19 protein-coding genes are annotated in these 26,321 nt (G+C 43.2%); 10 read left to right on the top strand and 9 right to left on the bottom strand.

Annotated features, from left to right (window positions below; genetic code table 11):
* Nucleotides 1–36: 36 nt before the first annotated feature.
* The 9 genes from ACRD67_RS12365 to ACRD67_RS12325 all read right to left on the bottom strand — a co-directional run bounded on the left by ACRD67_RS12365 (nt 37) and on the right by ACRD67_RS12325 (nt 12,105).
* Nucleotides 37–933: a PIG-L deacetylase family protein gene (locus tag ACRD67_RS12365; RefSeq protein WP_430967463.1), complete on the bottom strand. Its 897-nt coding sequence runs from the start codon at nt 931–933 to the stop codon at nt 37–39.
* 122 nt (nt 934–1,055) lie between these two features.
* Nucleotides 1,056–2,450, bottom strand: a complete 1,395-nt coding sequence (locus ACRD67_RS12360; RefSeq protein ID WP_430967462.1) for a RagB/SusD family nutrient uptake outer membrane protein — start codon at nt 2,448–2,450, stop codon at nt 1,056–1,058.
* A 16-nt stretch (nt 2,451–2,466) separates the two neighbouring features.
* The gene (locus tag ACRD67_RS12355) at nt 2,467–5,997 is read right to left on the bottom strand and encodes a SusC/RagA family TonB-linked outer membrane protein (protein WP_430967461.1); all 3,531 of its coding nucleotides are present in this window, start codon (nt 5,995–5,997) and stop codon (nt 2,467–2,469) included.
* A gap of 67 nt (nt 5,998–6,064) precedes the next feature.
* Complete coding sequence (locus ACRD67_RS12350; RefSeq protein WP_430967460.1) at nt 6,065–7,219, bottom strand: FecR family protein; 1,155 nt, start codon at nt 7,217–7,219, stop codon at nt 6,065–6,067.
* A 113-nt stretch (nt 7,220–7,332) separates the two neighbouring features.
* Nucleotides 7,333–7,938, bottom strand: coding sequence for an RNA polymerase sigma factor (locus tag ACRD67_RS12345; protein ID WP_430967459.1), 606 nt, complete (start codon nt 7,936–7,938; stop codon nt 7,333–7,335).
* 47 nt (nt 7,939–7,985) lie between these two features.
* Nucleotides 7,986–8,354 (bottom strand): nuclear transport factor 2 family protein, encoded by a 369-nt coding sequence (locus ACRD67_RS12340; RefSeq protein ID WP_430967458.1) that lies wholly within the window; start codon nt 8,352–8,354, stop codon nt 7,986–7,988.
* Nucleotides 8,355–8,359: 5 nt separating this feature from the next.
* On the bottom strand, nt 8,360–9,559 hold the full coding sequence (locus ACRD67_RS12335) for an NAD(P)/FAD-dependent oxidoreductase (RefSeq protein WP_430967457.1): 1,200 nt from the start codon (nt 9,557–9,559) through the stop codon (nt 8,360–8,362).
* On the bottom strand, nt 9,546–10,754 hold the full coding sequence (gene argE, locus ACRD67_RS12330) for an acetylornithine deacetylase (protein ID WP_430967456.1): 1,209 nt from the start codon (nt 10,752–10,754) through the stop codon (nt 9,546–9,548). The genes ACRD67_RS12335 and argE overlap by 14 nt, the downstream gene beginning before the upstream one ends.
* Before the next feature lie 16 nt (nt 10,755–10,770).
* Nucleotides 10,771–12,105, bottom strand: coding sequence for a sodium-dependent transporter (locus ACRD67_RS12325; RefSeq protein ID WP_430967455.1), 1,335 nt, complete (start codon nt 12,103–12,105; stop codon nt 10,771–10,773).
* A gap of 228 nt (nt 12,106–12,333) precedes the next feature.
* On the opposite strand from ACRD67_RS12325, the gene ACRD67_RS12320 reads away from it, so the two are divergent.
* From ACRD67_RS12320 to ACRD67_RS12275, 10 genes are all read left to right on the top strand, one after another.
* Complete coding sequence (locus tag ACRD67_RS12320; protein ID WP_430967454.1) at nt 12,334–13,185, top strand: MurR/RpiR family transcriptional regulator; 852 nt, start codon at nt 12,334–12,336, stop codon at nt 13,183–13,185.
* A 306-nt stretch (nt 13,186–13,491) separates the two neighbouring features.
* Complete coding sequence (locus ACRD67_RS12315) at nt 13,492–14,571, top strand: adenylate/guanylate cyclase domain-containing protein (RefSeq protein WP_430967453.1); 1,080 nt, start codon at nt 13,492–13,494, stop codon at nt 14,569–14,571.
* Nucleotides 14,568–15,638 carry an adenylate/guanylate cyclase domain-containing protein gene (locus ACRD67_RS12310; protein WP_430967452.1) on the top strand — a complete coding sequence of 357 codons (1,071 nt, stop codon included), beginning with the start codon at nt 14,568–14,570 and terminating at the stop codon, nt 15,636–15,638. The genes ACRD67_RS12315 and ACRD67_RS12310 overlap by 4 nt, the downstream gene beginning before the upstream one ends.
* Before the next feature lie 204 nt (nt 15,639–15,842).
* Entirely contained in the window at nt 15,843–16,331 is a 489-nt protein-coding gene (locus ACRD67_RS12305) for a hypothetical protein (protein WP_430967451.1), read from the top strand.
* A 98-nt stretch (nt 16,332–16,429) separates the two neighbouring features.
* Nucleotides 16,430–16,987, top strand: coding sequence for a YeeE/YedE family protein (locus tag ACRD67_RS12300; RefSeq protein WP_430967450.1), 558 nt, complete (start codon nt 16,430–16,432; stop codon nt 16,985–16,987).
* A 1-nt stretch (nt 16,988) separates the two neighbouring features.
* A complete protein-coding gene (locus ACRD67_RS12295) occupies nt 16,989–17,402 on the top strand; it encodes a DUF6691 family protein (protein ID WP_430967449.1) in 414 nt (137 codons plus the stop codon).
* Nucleotides 17,403–17,650: 248 nt separating this feature from the next.
* The gene (locus tag ACRD67_RS12290) at nt 17,651–20,455 is read left to right on the top strand and encodes a helix-turn-helix and ligand-binding sensor domain-containing protein (RefSeq protein ID WP_430967448.1); all 2,805 of its coding nucleotides are present in this window, start codon (nt 17,651–17,653) and stop codon (nt 20,453–20,455) included.
* A 366-nt stretch (nt 20,456–20,821) separates the two neighbouring features.
* Entirely contained in the window at nt 20,822–24,007 is a 3,186-nt protein-coding gene (locus tag ACRD67_RS12285) for a glycoside hydrolase family 2 TIM barrel-domain containing protein (protein WP_430967447.1), read from the top strand.
* A 13-nt stretch (nt 24,008–24,020) separates the two neighbouring features.
* On the top strand, nt 24,021–25,427 hold the full coding sequence (locus tag ACRD67_RS12280) for a glycosyl hydrolase family 16 (protein ID WP_430967446.1): 1,407 nt from the start codon (nt 24,021–24,023) through the stop codon (nt 25,425–25,427).
* A gap of 91 nt (nt 25,428–25,518) precedes the next feature.
* Nucleotides 25,519–26,316 (top strand): glycoside hydrolase family 16 protein, encoded by a 798-nt coding sequence (locus tag ACRD67_RS12275; RefSeq protein ID WP_430967445.1) that lies wholly within the window; start codon nt 25,519–25,521, stop codon nt 26,314–26,316.
* Nucleotides 26,317–26,321: the final 5 nt, after the last annotated feature.

Here is a 26,321-nt window from a genome sequence, read left to right as displayed (position 1 = left end):
TGGCTTTTGGATATTAAGGATTATTGAATGTTACGGTTACTTTTTCCCTATTACGGGGAAGAGCTTTTTTATCTCCTCCTCGTTGGGCTGCTTTCCATACTCGCACACTTCAAAAAATTCTACATGTTTAACCTTGGAAATATCCGTATTGGGATACCATTTTTTTATGGCCTCTTTTTCGCTATCGGTCCATGTTTTTTCCCTTGCCCAACGTTCTTTTAACCAGGCCAATCTCTCGGTCTTTCCCGAAGGTATTTGTGTCATATCTGCACCGCTGACCCAGGGCAACCACTCGAACATCTGTGAATCATGTGCTGCCAAGGCCGCCACTTTCGTATCTATTACCTCATCGATGACCACTGCTATGTCCTTGGAAAAGGGGTAGGGTTTTTTAAAGTTATCCTTCATATATAAAAAGACGGGGTTCTTTTTCAAGGGTGGGGTATCGGGAGTTACATTGGGTACAATTACCAGATAGGCGGCATCTTGCACCACGATTCCCGCATTTCTATGGTCAGGGTGATAATCGTTGGGCCTAAGGCCCAAAACAATGTCGGCGTCCCATTCCCTTATTTTCCGGATTACCTGATGCCTCACGTTAAGGGTGGGTATAAGTTCGGCATCGTGGTTGTCCAGTACGTCGTATTGGATCCCAAGTATTTCCCCGGCTTTTTTTGCCTCGGCGCGTCTTCTTTTTGCCAAAACGCCTCCGCCCATACTCTGATGACCCGCATCGCCATTGGTAAGTGCCAAAAACTTCACGTTATGTCCCATTTTCGCAAAAAGCGCCGCGGTACCACCAAATTTGGAATCGCAGTCGTCCGGGTGTGCCCCAATGGCAATAATGTTCAACTTTGCATCGTCGTTTTCCTGCCCGTGCACTTGGCCAAAGCCTGCATAAATAACACAAATAATAACAATATATTTTTTCATAATCTTTTATTTAAGGTGTGGTTACATTATTAAATCAATAGCTGCAAAAGCCTTTTCAAAAAAGGTAAGCAGGAAAATTCATGATTCGGGCGCCGACCAAACTAACTCCATCAAGTTTACTATTAATTACTGTTCTGTACAAAATTGGTATTGATATCCATTTCGCGCTGCGGTATAAAAAACAGATTTCTAATGGCACTGGCATCTATTTGCGGTTCTGCTTCCGTAAGCTTTTGAACAACGACCCCGAATCTTTTGATATCTGCCCAACGGTGGTTTTCAAAAGCAAGTTCTACCTGTCTTTCCTTAAGCAGTTTTTCTTCAAATGTTCCTGGGGTGGCGGCATCTATGTCCGGAAGTCCTGCACGCGTTCTTACCTGGTTTATCAAAGCATAACTCTCGGCCGTCTCGCCCAATGCCTCGGCCAACATAAGCAGTACATCTGCATAGCGAAAAACAACAAAATTAATATCGGAGTCGTTCTCTGTGGGTGGATCGCTCTCATATTTTCGTACGAAGTTTTGTATCACGGTCTCACTGTTCTCGTTGATCCAGGAAGTCCCCATAGATATTGTAAACCTAAGGTCTCCCGCCTCATATGCATTCTCCATTGTAGCAGTGGGTCGGTTTCTTCCAAAACCCTGTCCGGTCTGTAATATAGCACTAGGGGAAAACTCGTTGGAAAAGGCACTCCCCTGGCCTATTCCGCCACTTAGATACTGTACCTCAAAAATGGATTCCTGGTTATTCTCATTTGCTGTACCCCATAAATTGGCATAGTCGCCCACAAGAGAGTACCCGTAGTTATCCACAATTCGTCTTAGTACGGTTTCAGCTGCAGCGCTTTGACCAACGGTCAACAATACTTTGGCCAATAGGGTGGCCGCCGCGCCTTTGGTAGCCCTTCCCAGATCAGCGGCCGAATAACTTATTGGTAAATTGGCCTCTGCCGTCTCTAGATCGGTGATGAGCTGTGCATATATCGTACTAGCATCTACCTGCACCAATTCATCCCCGGGGACAAAAGGTGTCAATTGAAGGGGAATGTTTCCAAACGCCACGGCCAAATGATAGTACATTAAGGATCTTAGAAAAAGGGCTTCACCGATAATCCTATTTTTTAGACCGGTCTCTATTTCCACCGGATCTATTCTGTCGAGAATTACATTGCAATTGGCAATTACCAAATAGGATCCCTCCCATGCAGCACCTACCTGCTCATTTAGGGGATCTTCGGTAAAGGCGTTTATTTCTGAAAATTGTCTGGCAAGACCAGTGGCATCGGGGCCCTGATCTGTATTATCGCCGCGCATCTCGAACATTGTCCAATACGCCCGTCCATAAACTTTGTCAGATTGCAATCCGGCATAGCTGGCATTTAAGGAAGCTACAAAATCACTTGTATCGTTAAAGAAATCTGCTTCATTTCTATTGGAAATAGGTGCCAATTCCGTAAACTCTTCGCTGCATCCCCAAAAAAGAACTATAACTAACAGTATAATTATTCTATTTTTCATCTTTTTAAGTTTTGTTTTAAAAGGTTAGATTAATACCCATCGTAAACGATTTGGTCAAAGGATACGCCCCATAATCTTCACCTGGGGTAAGACTGTTTGTGGAAATATTGCTGACCTCCGGATTGTATCCCAGATAATCTGTAATGGTAAACAGATTGGTCCCGGTCATATAGACCCTTAACTTATCCACACTTGTACCGAACAACTTTTTTGTTGGAATGGAATATCCCAAAGTTACATTTCTCAGCCGGATGAATGACCCATCCTCTACTTGAAAGGAAGATGGCCTGTTATTGTTTCCATGGTTTCCGGTTTGTCTGTCTGCTCTCGGTATGCTTCCATTTCCAGGATTGGTGGGAGAGCGCCATCGATCATTGAAAACCGCATAGGAATTAAAATTGGCTTCCCCGTTCTTTAAATGTCTTGATGTTAAGTTTAGTACTTCATTGCCTTCTATACCCTGAATCAAGAAACTTAAATCGAGCCCCTTATAACTAAATCTATTGTTAATACCCCAGGTAAGATCGGGAAAATAACTTCCGGTAACTGTTCTATCGTCGGGTGTAATCTCACCATCTCCGTTGATGTCCTTGAATCTGAAATCTCCCGGTGAGGGATCGGGTGCCTGTGTATCGACAGGCGCACTGGCAATCTCTTCCGGAGTCTGATAGATACCATCCACAACGTAGCCATAATAGCTGCCTATGGGATCTCCTACGCGCGTAACGTGCCTAACACCGGCACTACCCGCAGAAAAGATAGGTTCGTTGTTCTCATTTAAGGAAAGTACCTCATTTGAGTTCGTGGATAGGTTAATATCGGTGTCCCATGAAAAATCACCAACAAAGTTGTTGGTACGCAGGGCTATTTCAAAACCTTTATTCTCTACTTCCCCTAGGTTCTGCAAGGTGGTAAGAAATCCCGAAACTGATGAGATACTAACATTTAACAGGAGGTCCGAGGTTTTTGTATTGTAATAATCCGCCAGTAAAAATACCCGGTTATTGAACAATCCCAATTCCAGACCAAAATTAGTTTGCTGGGACTTTTCCCAGGTTAGTTCGGGATTGGGAATAGTAGACTGTACCAAACCGTTTACTTCATTACCGGCAAGGTTGTAATTATTGGCAGACAACAGTCCTATTGCGCCATAATTTGGAATTTCGAAGTTTCCGGTCTGTCCCCAGCTAAAGCGCAATTTTAGCTCCGAAATGACATCCGATGAGGCTAAGAAATCCTCTTCGTTAACACGCCATCCCGCTGAGAAGGAAGGGAAATACCCTGTTTGATTGTTACTGCCGAAACGTGACGACCTATCCGAACGGATCGTACCGGTAAACAAATACTTATCCTTATAGCTGTAATTGGTCCGGAACAGTGCGGAGGCCAAGGTCCATTGTTCCCTAACGGAATTTCCGGCAAACACCTGCCCTCCACTTATTGTGGTGACCAGGTCATCCAGAAAATTATCTGCCAATACTTCCTTTATGGTAATATTGTCCCTTTGGGCGGTATACCCTATTAGCGCATTGACAAAGTGATCTCCGAACTCCTTTTCCCAGTTGAGTGTATTCTCCCATAGCCAGTTGGTCTCGGTAGACGAGGTGGCCTGTGCATAGGATTCTCCCTCGGTAGCATTCCTGAAAAGCAAGGAATTGCCCCTAAAAAAATCTTGTTCAAATATATTGATATACGTACTTCCGAAAGTCTTGAAGGTAAGTTCGGGCAGTATCTCATAGGAAAGACCCAGCGCCGCTCTTGTTTGAAATTGAAAGATTTTATCGTCTACCGCTTCAATAATCGCCAAGGGATTACTTGCTGTAGTGGTACCTCCACCTAGAAAAGATTGGTTATTTGTTTGATTTATGGTACCGTCCGCATTAAAGGGTTGTACCGTGGGAGAATGCACAATGGCCGAATACACCACCCCTGGGGGCCTTGCAAAATAAGGTGCCGAGGCCGGTAATCTCTGATTCTCCGTAACGGTGGGGGCTATCCTAACATCAAGGTTCAACCTATCGGTCAGTTGCGAATTAAGGTTCAACAACAGATTGTATCTGTCAAACTGTGATTTTTCCAATATACCTTCCTGGGTGAAATACCCTGCAGACGCATAAAAACTCGTTTTATTCTGAATTGGGGAGGCATAGGAGAAATTGTAACTCTGTGTAACCCCTGTCTGGAATATTTGATCTTGCCAATCGGTATCCGTACCGTCCCAATTGATAAAGGATTCTGGCATTTCAAAATTGGTATCGCCCCTATCTCCCGGGCCTATGGGATCATCTATTGATGCTCCGGGCACTGAGGAAAGATAGTTGTTGTTTCTTGCGTCCCTAGTAAAATCTATCAATTCCGAAGCATTCATTAAATCAAGTTTGTTGGCAACGGTTTGTAGGCTAACAAAGGAATTAAAGGAAAAAACGCCCTTATCGGAGGCAGCGCCCTTCTTTGTTGTAATGAGCAGCACTCCGTTACCTCCCCGTGATCCATAAATAGCGGCTGCGGAAGCATCCTTTAACACTTCAATGGAAGCAATATCATTGGGGTTTAAAGTCGCCAGTGGATTGACCGGTGGTGGCTGAAAAGCCGACCTTCTCCTTGCCACTCCGCCCAAGGCCCCGGAAGAGGTAAGGTTTCTGGAGATCGGTATGCCGTCTATAACGAACAAAGGATCGTTTCCCGCAGAAATGGAACCCGAACCACGCACCCTAATGCTGGGGCTAGAACCCGGTTCACCCGATATTTCCTGAACCTGGACCCCCGCTACCTGACCTATCAGGGCACTTTCTGCCGTTAAAACCGGTATTTGTACAATCTTCTCCGGGGACACGGAAGCGACCGAACCTGTTATCCTTTTCTTAGAAAGTGTACCGTAACCTACCACAACCACTTCGTCCAAGGAAGCCGCGTCCGAGGCCATGGTTATGGTAATGGTACTTTGGCCGGAAACATCCACTTCTTGCGTCCTAAACCCAATATAACTAATTACCAAAATGGTTGAACCCGAGGGCAGGGTCAAGCTAAAGTTTCCATCAACATCCGAAATTACCCCTATGGCTGTTCCCTTTACCAAAACACTTGCACCGGCCAGTGGGAGGCCACCGTCGTCCAATACCGAACCCGAAATGGAAGCCTGTTCCACCGTTTTGGGGGTTGTCTTTGTGTTTTTGATCTTTTTGGGGGGAGCTGCATTGAAACTTTTCTTGCGAATCACTATCTGCTTGGAAATAATGTTAAACTGCATTTCCGAACTTTTAAACAGATCCGTCAACACCTTTTCAAGGCACTCTCCATCGGCTTTCAGTGTAATTTTTTTATCGAGGTCTATCTCCGAAATTTCATAAAAAAATTTGTACCCCGTTACTTCTGTAATTTCTTCAAAGACTTGTCTAAGTTGAACGTCTTCCAGCTTTAGGGATAGTAGATCATTGGTCCCACAAGGGGCAACATTGGCATTGGCATTGGCAAAAACCAAAAGAAGCAATATGCTCAAGCCTGCTCTTAGGTTTGTCCAGCCTTTTTGTAGTGTTGATTTTTTTTTCATTGAGTGTTTAATTAGTCGTTGTTAATCCGTTCGTTAAGGTCTCTTTAAACTTCTTCATAGACATGTACTAATCGATTGTGTTTATAATAATGGTTTTATCACTTTTGGTATATGCAAAAGGTGTATGGGCCTGAATCACTCCTAGGATTTCCTCTGCACTTTCAATATCAAAAGTGCCGGTGAACAAGCGAGTATCCAGGGCAGGACAATTATTAACGATTGTAAGGTTAAAATGGCGTTCCAGTTTTTTGATGATACTTACCATATCATCGCTCTCAAAACGTAAAATTCCTTTCCTCCAAAGGGTATATGCAGCGGCGTCCACATTGGAAACCGTAATACCCCCCTCCTTTTTATAACCCATGGTCGCTTTTTGATTGGGCGTCAATCTTGTTAAGTTCCCATTGCACCCCTTATCGCTGGGACGGCTCCTTACACCTACCTCCCCTTCCACCAGAACCACTTCGGCAATCTCATCATCGGTATAGGCAGATATGTTGAATTCCGTTCCAAAAACCTGGGTTTGAAGTCCTTGGGTGTTTACTATGAAGGGGCTGTGCTTATTTTCGGATACGTCAAAAAAAGCCTCTCCCTCAAGATAGACTTCACGATTACCATTAGGTTCAAAATTTGCCGGATATCCTAAAACGGAGCCTGAGTTAAGGTGAACAATGGTTCCATCGGTAAGGGTTACCTGGAACTTTTTACCATAAGGAACTTTGAGGGTATGCCTTAAGGGTGTTTTGTTGTTCGCAATTTTATCCGAATATATAAAACTACCTGGTTGTAAGCTTCCCAGTTCCTTTCCGGCAACTCGTATCACGGAACTACTTCCTTCCAATAAAATTGATCTGACATTTTTGGAATGAATTTCCAAGGTTACCGCATTGGGGTCGATCTGGAGGGCGGCATCCTTGTTGTTAAAAACCATCAGACCTGTCATAAGTAAAATCCCTACGAACACGGCGGTATATTTTAAGAGACGCGATATTCTTGCCGTTCTCTTCCCCTTTCTTATCTGAAAAAGGAAGTCCTTAAACGCTTTGTCCTCGTCAAATCTTTTGGATTGGGACTTGATCAGGGATTCCGTTTTGACATATCTTTTAAAAAATTCCCGGTTCTCCCCAGATTGCAGCCATTTTAAGAGCATTGCTTCTTCCTCTGCCGTGGTATCGGAATCCATATATTTTACAATGATCTTTTTGATATTGGATCGCATCATTTTAGAATAATAACCGTTTTCTTTACAGAGAGACGTACAATTTTGGGAATACCCCCACTATATTCCCCATATTTTAACAGAAAAGCCCTCCAATCCTCAAAGAATCGAAGTTTTTACTCCTTGAACACCCCTCTATGTATGGCCAAAAAGAGTATTGCAGGTGAGGGGTCGGTAGTGGTATCAAAGCGGTCGCGTAATCTCTTAAGTGCTTTTGCCATATGCCTTTCAACGGTTTTAATGGAAATATCCAGTTGTTCCGCTATCTCTTTATATTTTAATCCGTCCTTTTTACTTAGCAGGAACACATTTCTACATTGTAAGGGCAACTTGTTGATCTCTGTTTCCAGAATACCTAGTTTTTCATTCAGACCATCCGGATTGCTTTCCAACAGTTCAATGATCGCTTCATATTTTAATTCTTCCAAAAGTTGGTGTTCCTTTTTTTTCTTCCTGACTACGTCAATATATTGGTGATACGCTACCTTGAAAATGTATTTTTTTAAGCTTCCATGGATAAAAAGTCTGTCCCGCTTGCGCCACAATTTTATAAAAGTCTGCTGGGCAATTTCTTCGGCCTGAACATCATTGCCGCCTATAGCGAACATATAACTGCATAATTCCGCGTAATACGTCCTGTATAAAAATTCATACGCGTTCTCATCCCCCTGTTTCATCTGGGTCTTTAGAATTTCTTCATCTTGGTATCGGTCGTATTTCATATCGTTCTTCTTAACATGAACCTTATTTTGGACTGGGTTGTCCTACTTTAAAACATCAACTCCTCTAGGTTGTTCAAGATCCTTCTTACAAAGGAAGCGCGCTTTACCAAATTGTCCTCCAACTCAAAAATGGAGGTCGCCAAAATGGTCTGACCGCCATCAAAACCTTCAATAAATTGGGCATCTACCACCACATTATCATTAATGATCCTATTTAAGGTGGTGACATATATATTTGGGTTTTCGGAAAATCGTTTTGTATAGATCTTCCGTGCCTCTTCAATATTGGAGCATAGCACTTGCTTCGTATCATAAAGATAGGCCGTAAATTTTGGATGCATGTAAGAAACGTATTCCTCCGCATCCCTTCTGTTATAGGCCTCCATAAATTGCTGGATTATTTTACCTGCTTGCATAACTGTTATAATTTTCTGTTAACTACATACCTTGCTTCTTCTACCTGGTCGGTCGTGCCAGTAAGATGTCTCCATCGGTGTCTTTTTGAGAATTGATGTGATCTTCCTTCTATTACATCAGCTGCCATTGGCCCAAGTAACGGTCCCATTTTAAGGCCGTGGCCGCTTCCTCCCGTACTGATCGATAGCCCCTTTATTTCGGGGTGATTGTCTATCCAAAAGTGTCCATCCAAGGTATCGATATAAAGACATCTCCTGGTATATACCAAGGGTGCATCAATCAACTCGGGAAAGGTCATTTTTACAAACGAGCGCATATCGGCAACTTCCACATCTGTAATTTGCCTGTCATCATCATCTGGGTGAATGCCCTTTCCATTGGAATGTTTGGCAATTTTAACGATACCCTGTTTGTGCAAAAATGGAAAACCATACCAGCCCGAATTGGAAATATCAGCGGTGAATACCGAAAATTTAGGAGGTACAAAGTTGGTGATGTCCTTGGGTCTAAGCCAAAAAACCGGATGTCCGGTAGTTCTCATATACGGCTGCAGCTCAGGTAGGAGCAAGGGCGTATGCACCCCCGCCGCAAGCAGTGCATGACCACATTGAAAGGTTTCACCTTCTTTGGTCTTTACCCCTTGAAGCACACCCTTGGTCACCAGTAAACTTTCCGCAGTTTGACCTTCATGTATGGCAACACCCAAGGTCCGAGCATACTCTGCCAGTTTTTGTACCGCCAAACCAGACTCCACATAACCTGCTTTGGCATTAAAACTAGCATCGATATATTCTGCTGTATTCACTGCCGGAAAGCGCCTTTTTATGCCGTCGGCATCCAAGCGATCTGGAGCGTATCCCGCTTCCAATAGGTTTTTGTAACTATGTTTTTCGAAAGTATGCCTATCACTTTCAATTTTGTCCTTGCACAACATTAAAAAACCTACCTCATGATAGAGCTTTTCCCTAAAGAGGTCATTCCATTCCAACCATTTCCCAATGGCAAGTTCAACCATCTGAAAATATTCCCTGTCCGATCCGTATTCCATACGGACAGCCTTAGTTACGTCCGTGGAGGCTGCCAAATGGTGCGGAATGGTATCCGGATTGATCAAGCCAACGGAATACCTTCTTTGCGCCAGCTCAACCGCTGCCGTAATGCCATATATTCCACCGCCAACAACTAAAACATCATACTTTTTCATTCTTCTGTTCGTGTTTATGCTCCATTTTGGCCCAATCTGCCAGTCTGTCCAAAAAATAGAGGCATGTATTGAGCTGCGTCACCTCTATATATTCATCCGCGGTGTGCCCCTGTTCCATATCTCCCGGGCCACATAAAACGGTTTCAAAACCTTCTTTGGAGAATTGCCCGGCTTCGGACGCAAAGGCCACAGTTCCCGGCGCTTTGGAATGGGTAAGTCCATTTACCAATGCCACTATTTCTTCATTTAGGGGGGTATCCAAACCGGGTACAATGGGGAAGTTGGCCGTTGTTCTAATATTGAAATCCGGAAATACGGTTTTGTTTTTGGCAATTCGTTGCATGCAAAATACTTCAAAGGATTCTTTTATCTTTTCAATGGAATCCTTTGGTATATTTCTGATATCCCATTCAAACAGACAATGATCGGCTACGATATTCGTGGCCGTACCGCCGCGAATTTTTCCAATATGTATGGTTGTATGGGAAGGGTCAAAACGGGGGTCTACATTTCCCTCGTCGATAAAGTCATCCATTTTTTTCAATAACCATTGAATTAAATAGGTTGTTTCCTCGATAGCGCTTAAACTGTTTCTAACTTGCGAACTATGGGCCGCAGTGCTGACCACTTCGGTCTCAAAAAAGGCCACCCCTTTTTCTGCCGTAATGGTCCGCATGGAGGTGGGTTCCCCAATGATGGCAAATGCAGGTCTTTCGACATACGCTCTCTTCATGTCCCGTATCAAATCTGGGCCCGCCAAACAGCCAATCTCCTCATCATAGGAAAAGGCAAAATATATAGGTTTGACCAGTGTTTTTTTCTTTAGGGTCGGAACCATGGCCAGACAGCAAGCCAAAAAGCCCTTCATATCCGTTGTTCCCCTGCCATACAATCTTCCCTCTTCCCTAGTAAGTGTAAATTCTGGCCTTGTCCAATGTTGTCCTTCCGTGGTAACAACATCCATATGCCCCGAAAGCACTACACCACCATCACGTGCAGGTCCAATACGACAATGAACCGACATTTTGTTTCCCCTGTCATTCATTACTTTATGAAAGCTAATTTGGTTTTCCTCCAAATAGTCAATGATATAACCCGCAATGGACAAATTACTGTCACCGCCCAAAACGGAAAACGCCACCAAATCCTTTAGGATGGCTATGGTCTTCTGGATGTCTCGGTGTTCCCGTTTCATCTGTAACATTTACAAATTAATTGCCCAACAGGCCGTTCAGTAAAATAACCAAAATCAAAATGGGCAATACCCATAACAGTACAAACTTCCAATACCCATGTATTCTCACATTTTTAGTACCGAACAACAACTGCGCCCTGAGTTTATCGAAACCCACGACCCTACCGGCAAACCATACCATAAGCAACCCGCCCAACGGTAATAAAACGGTAGTGGTCAAAAAGTCCAAAAAATTAAAAATGGTTCTTCCAAAAATGAGTATGGGATCTCCCGAATAGGAAAAAACAACCGGGATAGCACATAGTCCTATAATACAGATGACCAAAGCCGAACCGTTTATATGGGAAAACCCGAATCTATCCTTGACGCTATCCTTCAATCCTTGGACACATGATATCAAGGTAGTAAATCCTGCCAAGAACAGCAGCAAGAAGAAAATGGTCCCCACTGTCCTACCGTATTCCAATTTGTTAAAGACGGAGGCCATGGTAACAAAAATTAAACTGGGCCCGGAATCCGGGGAAAGTCCAAAACTAAAAATCGCTGGGAAGAGCATTAACCCGGCAAGTATCGCGAAAAAAGTGTCGGCAATTACGATCCACAGGGTACTGCTTATTAGATTTTCCTTCTTGTCTGTGTAACTGCCAAAAACAAAAGCCACCGACATGCCCACGCCAATGGAGAAAAACAACTGCCCCAAAGCGCTCATCACCATTTTAAAATTCAGTTTGGAAAAATCTGGCATCAACAACCATTGATACCCCTTTACCGCTTCTTCCAATGTCCCTGCCCAGATCACCAGACCAACAATGATCATTAAAAGTCCCAACATCATGAGCTTGGTATATCTTTCAAGGCCGGCGTGCAAGCCTTGTCTTACCACAAAGAATGCCGCCGATAAAATCCCTAGGACAACCAAAGTTACCAGTACCAGTTGCGATGCAATACCATCAAAATGTCCCGGGACCTCACTTGCCGGTAGAGCGGTTATATTTCCAGACAGGCATTCAACAAGATAGATTACAATCCATGCCATGATCATGACGTAAAAGCTCATGATCAGTAAACAGGAAATAGCGGCCAGCCATCCCAAGCCATTCCACATGGGTTTTTGGCTCAATCTTCCCAAGCCTATCAACACCGTGCTTTTGGCCATGCGTCCCAGGGCGATCTCCAACGTTAAAATAGGGAGGCCCACCAATAACATAAGTATCAGATATACCAACAAAAAAGCACCACCGCCTCCTTCACCCGCTATATAAGGAAAGCGCCAAATATTGCCCAAACCAATAGCGAAAGCCGACGTTGTTATGATAAAGGAGAGTTTATTGCTCCACCTGTTATTGGACATATTTTGCTGTATTATTTCATTTTGCACACCATAAGCGATGTAATCATGAAGGTCGGTTTAAAGAAACTGTGGTTTCTTACTGGGTCCGTTAGTGGAGTAACAGACTTTGATTAGATGAAAATAAAAAAAAATATTTGATTAACAATATTCATAGTGTTATTTTTACAAAAGCAATATTGGTAATGTTTTTTTATTAAATTGTGTGAAAAATTTCGTTTATTGCAACCTATGAAAGCATTAAAGGACATAGACCTGGCCGGACTTCCGAAGAAAAGGAGATTGGTTATTCAGTACGCATTGGATTATCCCGATAAAGTCGTTTTAATGCGAATGGAAGAACTTGGAGACAAACTTGGAATAAATCCGGCTACCGTGGTCAAAGCGTGCAAATCCATTGGGCTCAATGGCTTTTACGAACTTAAGGAGCTATTAAAGGAAGAAGTACAGCTTACAAGGGTAGACTCCATTTTTAGCGGAATGATCAAGGAAGTAAAGGCGCACTCCAACCCTCAAAAAGTAGCGCAAGACGCCATTCTGGGCGATATAATGATGTTGCAAAAAACGTACGACACCATTGACTTTATCACCATTGAAAACATTGCGAACGCAATTATTGGCTCCAAGCAAACCTATATCATTGGTTTGGGCCATATTGGTATGGTGGCAAACTATATGGAACGCATTTGCCGTTCGGCTGTTCCCCAAATCCATGCCAGTACGGAATATCATGGGGAACTTTTCCTTAATATGGCCCATTTCTCCCAGGACGATGTCGTGGTCGCAATTTGCTTGGACAAATGCCAGAATCAGACCATTAACGCCTTAAAATTTGCCAAAGAAGAGCGAAAAGCCACAACCATTTCCATAGTGGACAGTAGCCTATCCCCGCTCTTGGAATATAGTGATCACCACATTTTCATAAACAGTACCAATAGTTTCTATTTTGGTAGCATGGTAGGGGCATATTGCATGATAAATGCCATTTTTTACAGTATTGCCAATATTTTAAAACCCAGTACCGTTGCACATTTTAATTATTTTAGGAGCATGTCGGAAAAAGAAAATGTGTACAAAATTTAAGTTTCGCGGTTTTAGCCTAAAATTACCTCTATCCTCTTTGTTGCAGAGTCTCGTATGTATACCATGAAAACCATTCCGATGCCAGAAACACCTTGCCTTTTTAAGTTCCTATGCGGTATATCCGTTTTTCAACCCTGAAAAACTTTGTCCTTCGCTCAAAATGGTAAAACAACGGGATACTGGATTTGGAATCATGTTAGCACATGATAAAATATGCCAAAAACTGAAAAAATAATCCTAAATTACCTACTCCCCCTACGCAAAGGAATCCGAAAAAGCCGCTTTATAAGCATTTAAGTACCACATATGCCATCCACAATAAGCCAAAAAAGGAGAAGAAGGGCCATAGTGCGCATTATCCTTGTTGGGGCTATTCTAGGGTTTGTATATTCCTCTTTCTCAGATGGGTACCAGGTCTTATATCCGCATATAAACACCATAATCATAGGAATCTTGGTAGGCGGTCTTATTTCCTATTTGGAATTCTACGTATTCACCAAAAGGGGCAGAAGGTTAAAATTTTTGTACCTCGTGGGGATTCGCACTGCACTGTATATCGCATTCATCACCGTAATCGTCTTTTTGGTTTTACTTGTATCCCGAATGATTCGCCAGGATATGGGCTTTAAGGAGGTCTTGGTCAGCGAGGAATTCCAATATTACATTTTCCAACAGGATTTTAATGTAGCCATTGTCTACACCGTTGTATTTGCGTTTATTATCAACTTTAGTATCCTGATGAGCCGAAAAATAGGAAAGGATGTGATGTGGGGGATGATTACCGGAAAGTACTACAAGCCCAAGGAGATCGAACGGGTCTTTATGTTTTTAAGTGTCCGCCATTCGGATCAAATCGCAAACAAGGTCCTGGGACTGGACTTTCATAGATTTATCAAGGACTTTTTCCACGACATCACTGAGCCGATTCTTGAGCACAGGGGAAGCATTTATGAGTACGTTGATGACCTTGTGGTAGTTTCCTGGACGCCCAGGGAAGGTGTTCCCAATGCAAACTGTATCCGTACGTTTTACGAAGCAAAAAAAAGAATATGGGAAAACAGGGAGCACTACTACCATACTTATGGTTTTGTGCCAAAATTAGCGGCAGGCTATCATATTGGAAATGTCATTCAGGGAGAACTCGGGGAAATTAAGAGTCCTGTAGTCTATTTTGGGGACGTAATGAACACCACCTCCAGGATACAGGGCCAATGTGAGCTATTGGAGCAGGAACTGATCCTTTCTGCCCATCTAAAAAACAGACTGGGTCTTCCACCCATTTATGAACCCGCTTCCTGCGGGGAAATCAAGTTAAAGGGAAAGAAGGAGCCTATGGAACTTTACGTGATAAAGGAAAAACCTTTAACCGATCTATACGCGCTATGAAATTCGACGCCAGTAAAAAAAGGAACCAAAGAACCGTACGCTATATTACCATAGCGGGATTCCTATTAGGGCTTTTGTACCCCCTATGCGCTGGCAGCATGGACAGTCCAATTGCCCTTATCAACGGGATTTCCATCGGGATATTGGGCGGCGTCCTAGTGGCCTTATTTGAACTATACCTTTTGGGACCCATGAAGCTTCGCTCTTCATTCATAAGCACCGTTTTGGTGAAATCTACAAGCTACTTTTTCCTTTTTATTTTCTTGATTTTGGTACTCATGAACTTCAACGAAGCCTGGTACTACGGCGTGGGCATGTATGAAAATTTTAAATCGGCCCGTTTTCAGACCTTTTTGTATGACGGGGATTTCAAGGTAATTGTACTGTACAGCCTCCTTTCGGTCAGCGCAATAATCTTTACTAGGGAGATAAGCAGAAAAATGGGGCAAGGGGTGTTCCTGAATTTCCTGACGGGCAAATATCATTTTCCTTGTGAAGAAGAACGGATTTTTATGTTCTTGGATCAGAAATCTTCTACCCAATTGGCCGAAGAAATGGGTTCATTGGGGTATTATACTTTTCTAAAAGAATTCTATTCAGACGTAACCCAATGTATTTTAGGGGTCTCCGGCGAAATCTACAGATATGTGGGTGATCAAGTGGTCATCAGTTGGTCCGTTAAAAAGGGGCTTAAAAATGCCAACTGTATTCGATGTTATTTTTACATCAAAAACGAAATTGAAAGGCAAAAGGAAAAGTACCTGGTCAAGTACAGCCATATTCCGGAATTTGGGGCGAGCATTCATTTGGGGAAGGTAATTCGGGGTGAAGTAGGCGATGTTAAAAGTCAGATCGTTTTTCATGGGGAAGCCCTATACGAAACGGCCCATATGGAAAAGGAGTGCCGTAAGCAGGGGTTCGATATTTTGGTATCAAACCAACTGTTGGAACTCGTCTCGCTACCCGTGATCTACCAAACCAAACACGTTGCCCGTATACCCGTCTTAAATAACGGCAAGAATATAAACCTGTATACCATTGAAGAGTCGGGTCCCAACCCGGTTTAACCGCAATATCAGTGCCGGACAGGGTCAAAAACCAAAATGCCCTACGGCAAATCAAATCCCTCATGCGCCTCCTGAACCCTTATTTCACATAATATGGTCCATCCCATCAAAATTCTCTTAAAATTGGGAGGTATTTGAAATTAAACCCCCATATATTTTTACTTCTACCAAAAAATCTATAATATTCGGAAAAATTGTATTGTTATGACAGCTATTAGAAAATCTTTTGGGATTCTTGCCCTGATGGTGTTGGTTGTGGCCTGCGACGTCAGTTCCGATGAACCGGCGCTACCACCACCCAATTTTGACCCGATCGGTCTCTTTGATCTCGTAGAGGTGAATGTTAGTCCGGCCCAGGATTTAAACGAGGACGGCACGGCTTCTACCAATTTATTGGATGAATTGGATTGTCTTACGGGCACGCTTTTGATAGATGGTGACCTGGTATGGACCTTTGAACAGGTAAATTTGGCGGTAACGCCCATTACCGGGGACGACTTTGAGATAGATTGTACGGATAGCACCACCGCCACCGGCACCTGGTTCGCCAACGAAACAACGATTACCTTTTCGGGAGATCCAGTTTTAACAACTTTACAAATTGAAAATGACGGTGCACGCCTAGTGGCTCAAGTAGGTCAGGACCTCCCGGGTTTTCAGAGTTTCGTTTATGAACGGCGCATTGTAAACTGAGAGTCCTTAAATTACCGTACATCCTTTTCCCATACCCACTGCAACTTTGATTACAGAGGTATTGGGCCGTTCCATTATCTTTGCAAAAAAATAATCCTATGGAATATCTGTTAAGGCCCTGGCCTTGGTATGTTTCGGGCCCCTTGTTGGCCCTGGTCCTCTTTGTCCTAGTCTACTTTGGAAAGACCTTTGGCATGTCTTCCAACCTAAAAACCTTATGCAGTATGGCCGGGGCGGGCAAATATGCCGATTTTTTCAAGTTTGATTGGAAATCACATCGGTGGAATCTGATTGTGGTACTCGGTGCCATCGTAGGCGGGTTTATCGCCGTGCAATTTTTATCTGATCATTCCACAATTGCCTTAAACCCTAAAACCATAACGGATTTGGGCCAGTTGGGCTTTTCCCGAATCGGGGAAACGCTGTTACCTGCAGAAATCTACAGCTGGGAGAACGTGCTCAGTATAAAAGGCCTTGCGATTTTGGTGGGGGCCGGGTTTTTGGTAGGCTTTGGTACCCGCTATGCCGGGGGTTGCACCTCTGGCCACGCGATAACAGGCCTGAGCAGCCTACAACGACCTTCCTTGGTAGCCGTTGTCGGATTCTTTATTGGGGGACTTGTAATGACCCATTTTTTATTGCCCTTAATTTTTTAGTATGAAGTATTTGAAATTTTTACTTGTAGGCGTATTTTTTGGAATTGTCCTGGTAAAGTCAGAGGCGGTCTCCTGGTACCGGATCTTTGAAATGTTCAAATTTCAGTCCTTTCATATGTACGGTATCATAGGTTCTGCCGTACTTCTGGGCGTTCTGATATTATGGGTGACCAAAAAATCAAAATTAAAAAGTATCGAAGGGAAAGAAATACAGGTCCCTCCAAAGGACCGTGGTTTTCTCCGATATCTTATCGGGGGATCTATTTTTGGGCTGGGCTGGGCCCTGGCAGGAGCTTGCCCGGGACCCATGTACATCCTTGTGGGCACAGGGGTCTTTAGTATGCTCATCGTCATTGCGGCGGCAGTATTGGGAACCTTTGTGTACGGCGTGGTAAAGCATAGATTGCCCCATTAGTCCTGGAAAAAAATACCCTCCTCCTCTCCCACTTTTCTAAATTGCGCTGCTCACCGTATGCCGCGGGTTAAGATAGCATGTGCTAAAAAATTGGTTTTTTTGGATAGCCTTAGGGGCAATCTATGTATGAAACCCCTCACACATCCCTTGTATAAAGGTTTCCAAGGTGGGTGCTATTCGTTTTCGTAAGCAAGCACCTACTATAAAATTGCATATATTTAGAATACGTTAGCGGTAAACCTATTCTGTTGAAGATTGTTGTACCTTTTTTAATGCTTCTCTCCCTTGGGCTTTTTTGCCAAGAACTGCCCCCTATTCAAAATTACGCTGCCTCGGAATATAAGGCCGAAAGTCAAAATTGGTCGATCTCGCAATCAGAGGATAAGGTAATTTATGTGGCCAACAACAAGGGGCTTTTGGAGTTCAATGGAGCTAAATGGACATTGTTTCCCTCGCCGAATGAGAGTATAATTAGGTCCGTAAAGGTGGTTGGGGACAAAATATACACAGGTTGCTACATGGAATTTGGTTTTTGGCAAAAAGATGATTTCGGAATCTTGCAATACACTTCCCTGTCCGAAAAAATGAAAACCGGTCTTATCCAGGATGAGGAATTCTGGAATATCCTCGATATGGATAAATGGATTGTTTTTCAATCCCTCAATCGCATTTATATATATGATCTCCGGAGCAATTCGGTAAATCTTATCGAGGCTGATACCTCCGTCCCCAAAGTATTTAAGCTGGATCAGGACATTTATTTTCAAAGACTCGATAAAGGAATCTTCAAAATAGAGAAGGGCAAAGACGTCCTGGTCTATGATGCAACACCTTTTAAAGAAGATGAGGTCATCAACATATTTCGCCGCGGTGCTGATCTATTGATACTTACCCGGCACAATGGTTTTTATTTGGTCAGCGGTCCCTTGGTCAACAAATGGGCCACAACAGCGGACACCCTATTGTCAGAAGTAAGTGTGTACAGTGGTTTGCAATTGCAGGACAATAGCTTTGCGCTGGGTACCATATCCCATGGTCTGATCCATTTGGATCAAAATGGAAATGCCTTGTACCATATCGATCAAATAAAGGGATTACGGAATAATACGGTCTTATCCCTATATGAAGATTTTGACAACAACCTGTGGCTTGGCCTTGATAATGGCATAAGCTATCTCAACCTTAGATCACCAATCAAGGTATATCATGACAACAAAGGGGTCGTCGGAAGTGTATATGCCGCTATTAAGTTGGATAACTACCTGTATTTGGGAACAAATCAAGGTCTTTTTTATAAAACCCATGATAGCGATTGGGATTTTAAACTAATTCAAGGCACCCAAGGTCAGGTTTGGTCCCTGGATGTAATCGGGGAAACCTTATTCTGCAGTCATCATACAGGTACCTTTAGTATAAAGGAAAATCGGGCAAAAAAAATAGCAGCCGTTCCAGGCACCTGGAGAGTAGCTGCCCTAAGCGAAAGTCCAAATCTTCTCTTACAAGGAAATTATGACGGCCTGTATGTTTTGGAAAAACGGGATACCGGGTGGCGCCTTAGGAACAAGATAGAGGGGTTTGACCATTCCTCCAGATATTTTGAAATACTGGAAGGAAATATCTTCGTTAACCACGAGTATAAGGGTATTTTCACCGTAACGGTGGACAGTACATTTTCCTCTGCGAAAAAAGTACGCGTAGATCCATCGTTAAAAGGCGCTAATTCTGGGATGGTCAACTACCGAGGAGAGATTCTATATGCCTATAAAAAGGGGGTTTTAAAATATGACAAAATCGGCAAAAAATTTGTTAGGGATAGTATTTTAAGCACGCTTTATACGGAAGATCAATATGTTTCGGGCAAGCTGGTAAGCGATTTGGAAAACGATCACCTATGGGTGTTCACCAACGATAATATCAGCTATCTGTCCAGGGGAAGTCTGGCCAACACACCTATTCGTCGCTCCATTCCCCTGACCGAAAATGTACGTAATGGTATTGTAGGATATGAAAGTGTTGCTCCACATGGGGATGATCAACGGTATTTGTTCGGCACTACTTCCGGATATGTCACTATCGCTATCGAAGATTTCCATGAACCGGATTTTCGTGTGGCCCTGGGAGCTATTCGAACAGCTGGTAAAAACACCACTAAAAATGAGGGGAACTTGCTCAGCAAGCAGTCCGAGGGCGACTTCCAAAGCCATGAAAACAATCTGGAAATCTCTTTCTACGCCGCAGACTACAATAAATTCGTAAAACCCAACTACCAATTTCAACTTTTGGGCATCTACAGGAATTGGAGCGATTGGTCCGAGGAGTCCTCTGCCTCTTTCGAAAACCTCCCCCCAGGGGAATATACCTTTAACGTAAGAGCCAAAATTGGCGATAAAGCATCCAGCAACGTAGCCACCTACACATTTAAAATTGCGAGGCCCTGGTACATTTCCAACCTGCTCTTGACCCTTTATCTGTTTGCAGCGATCCTGGGATCCATTCTCATTCACAATTCCTATAGACGCTACTACCACAAGCGCCAGAGAAAGCTTATTGAAAAAAATAAGCGCGACATGGAGCTGGCCAAAGCGCAGAACGAAAAGGAAATCATTAAGATCAAAAACGAACAACTGAAAGAGGAATTTAAGAGTAAGAGCAATGAATTGGCGGCTTCCACCCTCAGCATTATAAAAAAGAACGAATTGCTCTCCAAAGTGAAGGAACAACTTGTTTCCAAGGTAGATGACAAGGACTCCGTAAGACCCATTATCAACATTATTGACCAGAGCTTGAAACAAAACGATGACTGGGAGTTGTTCAAGGAAGCCTTCAACAACGCGGACAGAAAGTTTTTAAGGAAATTAAAAAAAGCGCACCCCAATCTATCGCCCAACGATATTAGGTTATGCGCCTACCTACGACTGAATTTATCCTCCAAGGAAATAGCTCCATTACTGAGCATATCGGCCCGCAGTGTGGAGATTAAACGGTACAGACTTCGCAAAAAAATGGATTTATCGCATGATGACAACCTGGTGAATTATATCCTTAAGCTATAATTTCCTATACAAACACCGCCAGCCACCTCAACATTACCTATACAAGTCCAAATTCCAATAAAATCGCCTTGGTTCTCATTATCTGGAAAAGCCCAGAAACACAGGGGGTTTTAACGATATGGCAAAAAATTGTGCTTTTTTTTGACATGTATATTTTTTGTTGAGGTATTTTTTAAGGACTTCCTATTTATTTAAGATAAGTTTAACCCTCCTAGAACGGACGCCAACATTTAGTACCGTATTGCTTTCCATTGGAACAGCATTCTGGAATTCGTTGGAGCTCGCTTAAAAAGGACCCCAAGTTTCCTTCTCCCTTAACCAGGGAGCCTCCTACTTACAAGAGATCAACTAAAACTAAACATTACTATGAAAAACTATGTATTGAGATTACTGCTTTTTTTATTTGCGACGGGGTTATATGCCCAGGCCGACAAGGTAGCAGTCGTAGAGCATGAGGGGGGCATGAAATTGGTTGTCAACGGCAAGGATTTCATGATCAATGGGATGAATTGGGATTATATTCCCATTGGAACCAACACCGTGAACGCTGCTTTTTGGAAAAAGCCTGATGATGTCATCAAGGCTGGATTGGACACGGAGATGTCGCTTCTTAAAAACATGAACGTCAATGTCATCCGACAATACACCGGTGTCCCTGCTAAATGGATTCAATACATCTATGAAAACTACGGTATTTATACGATGCTCAACCATTCCTTTGGGCGATATGGCTTGACATTGGATGGTGTTTGGACTCCTGTAACTATTTATGATGATCCTACAACCCAAGAGTTTTTGATGTCTGAAATGGAAGAATTGGTTAATGGTTATAAAAATACCCCTGGGCTTCTAATGTACCTTTTAGGAAATGAGAACAATTATGGTCTATTCTGGGCAGGAGCAGAAACGGAAGATTTTCCAGATGATGAAGGAAGAATACAGTTTATAGGGGAAAGCCGCGGAAGGCCCATGTATAGGTTGATGAACGAGGCCGCTAAAAAAATGAAGGCCATGGACGCTTCACACCCCGTAGCCATATGTAATGGTGACGTATTGTTCATTGATATTGTGGCAGAGGAATGCAAAGATGTGGATATCTACGGAACCAATACCTATCGCGGACTTTCTTTCGGGGACATGTTTCAAGTCGTAAAGGACAAATTGAACAAGCCCATAATGTTTACCGAGTTCGGAGCAGATGCATTTAATGCCGTCGAAAATAAGGAAGACCAATATTCGCAGGCGTATTATATGGTTGGAAACTGGAAAGAAATCTATGAGAATGCGGCAGGTGTAGGCAAGGTAGGAAATTCAATTGGAGGATTTACCTTTCAGTTTAGTGACGGCTGGTGGAAGTTCGGTTTTGATGATAGAAAAAATGCGGATGTACATGATAACAACGCTTCTTGGTCCAATGGAGGTTATGCAAGAGATCTAGCAGCTGAAGGGGTCAACAACATGAACGAGGAATGGTTTGGGATTTGCGCCAAAGGTGCTACAAACCCCAGAGGCCTCTACGACCTTTATCCACGCGCAGCCTATTATGCATTAAAGGAGGCGCATCAATTGAATCCCTATTACGAAGGTGTAGATCTGGATTTTGTAACAAATCATTTTAACAATATTCAGTTGATGGATGCAGTACTTAAAGCTCGCGGTGACAAGGCAGCTTTGCAAGGAGAGCAAAGTAACTTGCTCAGAATAAGTAATCTTCAAGCTAAGTTCGCAACCTTTAGTACAGGCGGTAGTCTTATTACCACACCGGATACTCCTGATCCAGATGATCCCAATACATTTCCCAATCAACTAGGATTTGACCATCTACAGTCTTACTTCATTGGCGTGGAAGGAAATCCGGCTCCTAACATGAGAGCAGAGGTTAATGTTAACGTTGTCGGGAATGTAGCACAAAACCCAATCAATGAGATTTTTTATGAGAATAACTCCCGTCCGATTGATGTGAGTACCGACCAAGGAGATGTAATTGTTTCAGATGTAAATAGAATTCGGGTCTATCAAGCAGAATTTGAGTGGAACGCAAAGGAGTTCGATTTGCGAGGCTTCTATAGAACCGGTCATTACCATTGGGGATATGAAGGGGATTTCTTTGGTTTCTATCCGGAAGCCAACTATGGTCCGAACCTTGATATTTACAATGGTGAAATATTAGGAATGGAAATTGACGGTAAAGGCGTGTTAAAAGGTTTAAAGGCTGCAGTTGGCCCTCAATTATGGTGGGGCGCAAACCCTACCATGCTTTTCAAGTATAAAAGGCATATTGGAAAATTCGATGTGACCGGAATCTATCACCGTGATTTTGAAACTAACGTTGTTCTGGATGAAAACGGAAGACGGGTTTTGGATGTCAACCAAGTACGTAGTGGTGTAATTCCACCATGGCCCACCGAAAGAGCTTCCCTTGCGATTGAGCGGGAGTTTGGTAAAGTTGGCTTTGAGTTGGGGGGCATATGGGCAGGTAGTCCGCAGAATGGTATTTCTTTTCAAGATGTAAGGGGTACACCTGGGAATTATGTAGTCTTTGAAGATAGAATTCAGTCGAGCGACAATTGGGGAGGTAAATTTAAAGTCACCTATGAAGGAGGAAAATTCAACTGGTATGGTCAAACCTCGGCTATGGGTCTAATTGCCAATGGTGGCGTCGATCAGACGTTGACCTTCACAGGGTGGAAACTTAAGGATACAGGTAGTGGTAACGTGGTCAGTGTTTTATCCGGATTTACATTCGCTACAGGCAAGTTTCAAATTGCACCTAATTTTATGTGGCAACAACCACTGGTTGATGCTATACCACAAGACGTACAAGGGCCAGGCAGGTTAAGAAATATTATTGATGATCCCTTTTCTGTACGGGCCAATAGGGAAACCACTGCAGGGGAGTTACTTATTACTTTCGACCCAACACCAGGTACATGGATGTATGAGTGGGACAATGATAGAGCCGAAGATGCTAAGTTCGCTATGAATTTAGGGTTTGTGTATCGTCATCTTCCAACTACCATGGACGCACGTATTGGATTTTTGGCAAATAGGCAATTTTTTGCGTTCCCTACCTCAGTTCCGGCAGAAGATCTTTGGGAGGTCCATTCCCGAATGGTGTCCAAACTTGGTCCAGATTTAGGGCTCATTGGAAATTTCTACTACGGAAATGGGCAAGCCAATGGAGATAGTGATCGATTGATAAAGCGTTTTGGAGCAGATATCAGAGCTATTCACAAGAATGTAAAACTAAGAACTCATGTAAAGGTTAATGACTGGGGGCCTTTCGATTACCACCGGGATTTCAACCTTACTTTCCCGCTGCAATTGATGTTGGATATCTCTACCACGCTTGGAAAACCTGACTGGTTTATTTTGCCCAGTACACAGGTAGGTATACGTGGTATATGGCGATCGTTGAACGAGTTTTCGCCTCGGTACTTACCCAACGAAGGTGCTGAATTCTCAAATGAGCCTTTTGTAAGCCCAGTCGGATTTGACAATGGTAGCGAGTGGGAAATTATGACGTATGTACATATCAATATAGGCAAATAAAAAAGAAGAAAAAATGAAAAATACTAAATATATCAACTTACAATTTTTACTGCTTTTGAGCTTGGGAATTACTTTTTTTTCAAGTTGTGAAAGAGATTTTTCGGATGAGGTGGTGTTTGCTACATTCCCTCCAAATGGTGATGTTTTTATTGATGCCTTTTCTTCAGGTTTGGATTACTTTCCATTTGTGGATGCGGGAGCAGATCCAGAAGCATTCAGTGTAGAAACGGAAGACGTATTTTCAGGAAGTTCCGCCATGCGATTTGATGTCCCTTCCTTCGGAAACGGTTTTGTAGGGGCTACATTTAATACCACCGCAAACAGAAATCTTACCAGTTTTGATGCGCTTACCTTTTATGCAAAAGCATCCCAAGCAGCAGCTATTGATGCCATCGGTTTTGGTATTGACGGCAGCACAAATAACAAATTTCAGGTAACGCTCAATAATTTGGAGGTGAGCACCAGATGGGAAAAATATGTAATCCCTATTCCGGATGCCTCAAAATTAATCAGTGAAACTGGGTTATTCTGGTTGGCCGAAGGCGCATCGTTTGCAGGTGACGAGGGCGGCTATACCTTATTGTTCGACGAGATCAAGTTTGAAAAACTGGGTACGGTTGCACAACCCAGTCCGGCCATCTTTTCCGGGCAAGATCTTACGGAACAGACGTTTACTGGTTCCACTGTTACAATAACCGGTCTCACACAAACCTTTAACCTCGACAACGGGGTCAACCGAACCGCCACAGTCGCACCATCTTACTTCGATTTTACGTCTTCGGATATTGAGGTAGCCAGAGTAAGCGAACTAGGAGAGATTTCAGTTATAGGGGAAGGCACTGCTGAAATAACCGCGGTATTGGGCGGCGTGTCGGCAAACGGCTCAATAACGATAACATCGAGCGGAACTTTACAAGCTGCCCCGGATCCCACCTTGCCCCAAGCCAACGTAAAATCCATCTTTAGCAATACGTATGTCAATGATACGGAAAGCAATTTTACACCAGGTTTTGGCGGTTCTACGACAGAGACCACGGTCGCTTCGGCCAATGGTAATGACGTCTTGGTTTACTCCAACAACAATTTTACCGGGATTCTTTTTGAGAACACCGTAGATGCCACTGCGTTAACATTTTTGCATGTTGATGTATATGTACAGCAAGCAGGAACCGAAGTTGGCATTCAGATCAGGGATGTTGGAGCCAATCAAATGATAGAAACAGATCCCAACACAGGATTCCCCATAGCCGATGATAAAGATTTCAGGTTTGATCTAACTGGTTTGACCGTGGGTCAATGGACATCATTTGATATCCCTCTTGGTGGAGATATTGCTACTCAAAAAAATAATTTGGGAGCTCTCATATTAACCGGTGGTCCCAATTTTATTATGGACAATATATATTTCTACACAGAATAAGACAACGACGATAAAAAATTAAAGAAATAGTAAAATGAAAAGAGAAAATAAAAAACGAACAGTGCAGCAAAGGAATTCTAAAAGGTTGCTTATGAGCTCCCTTTTAGCCATGCTATTCTTTTTGATGCTTGGTTGCGCTACCGATGATACCCAAACCGTGACGAATTTCACCCAACTGGTCATGTTCGATGAGTTCAGTACCGACGGGGCTCCCGATAGCACGCTCTGGGGCTTTGATATAGGAACCGGGGAAAATGGATGGGGCAACAACGAGTTGCAGTACTATACGGACCGACCCGAAAATGTAGAAGTAGTCAACGGCATATTGCTGATAAAGGCACAAGAAGAATCCTTTGAAGGCTCTTCCTATACCTCGGCCAGGCTTTTGACCAAGGATTTGTTTGAGCAGCGATACGGTCGCTTTGAAGCGCGAATTCGCTTGCCTTATGGACAGGGCATCTGGCCAGCCTTTTGGATGCTTGGGGCAGACATAGATGAAAACCCCTGGCCAGGAGCTGGAGAAATAGATATCATGGAATATCGTGGACAAAATCCTTCCCTACTGATAGGCAGTGTACATGGCCCTGGGTACTCAGGGGGAGATGCCATATCCAAAGAGTACACTTTGGAAAACGACCGCTTTGACACTGGTTTCCACATTTTTGGAATAGAGTGGGGTCCGGAATACATAAACTTTTACGTGGACGATGTACTCTACAATCAAATTACACCAGCCGATGTAACTGGACAATGGGTATTTAACAAACCCTTTTACATCTTGATAAATCTTGCCGTAGGGGGGTCTTTTGTAGGTTCTCCCAATGCCGAAACTACTTTCCCGCAGACCATGTTGGTAGATTATGTGAGGGTCTATAATATTAACGATTAACGCTA

Origin of the sequence: Eudoraea algarum, assembly GCF_050589645.1 — a bacterium.
In the GTDB taxonomy this organism is placed as follows: Bacteria; Bacteroidota; Bacteroidia; order Flavobacteriales; family Flavobacteriaceae; genus JBNGOQ01.
This window is presented reverse-complemented; position numbering and strand designations above follow the sequence as displayed.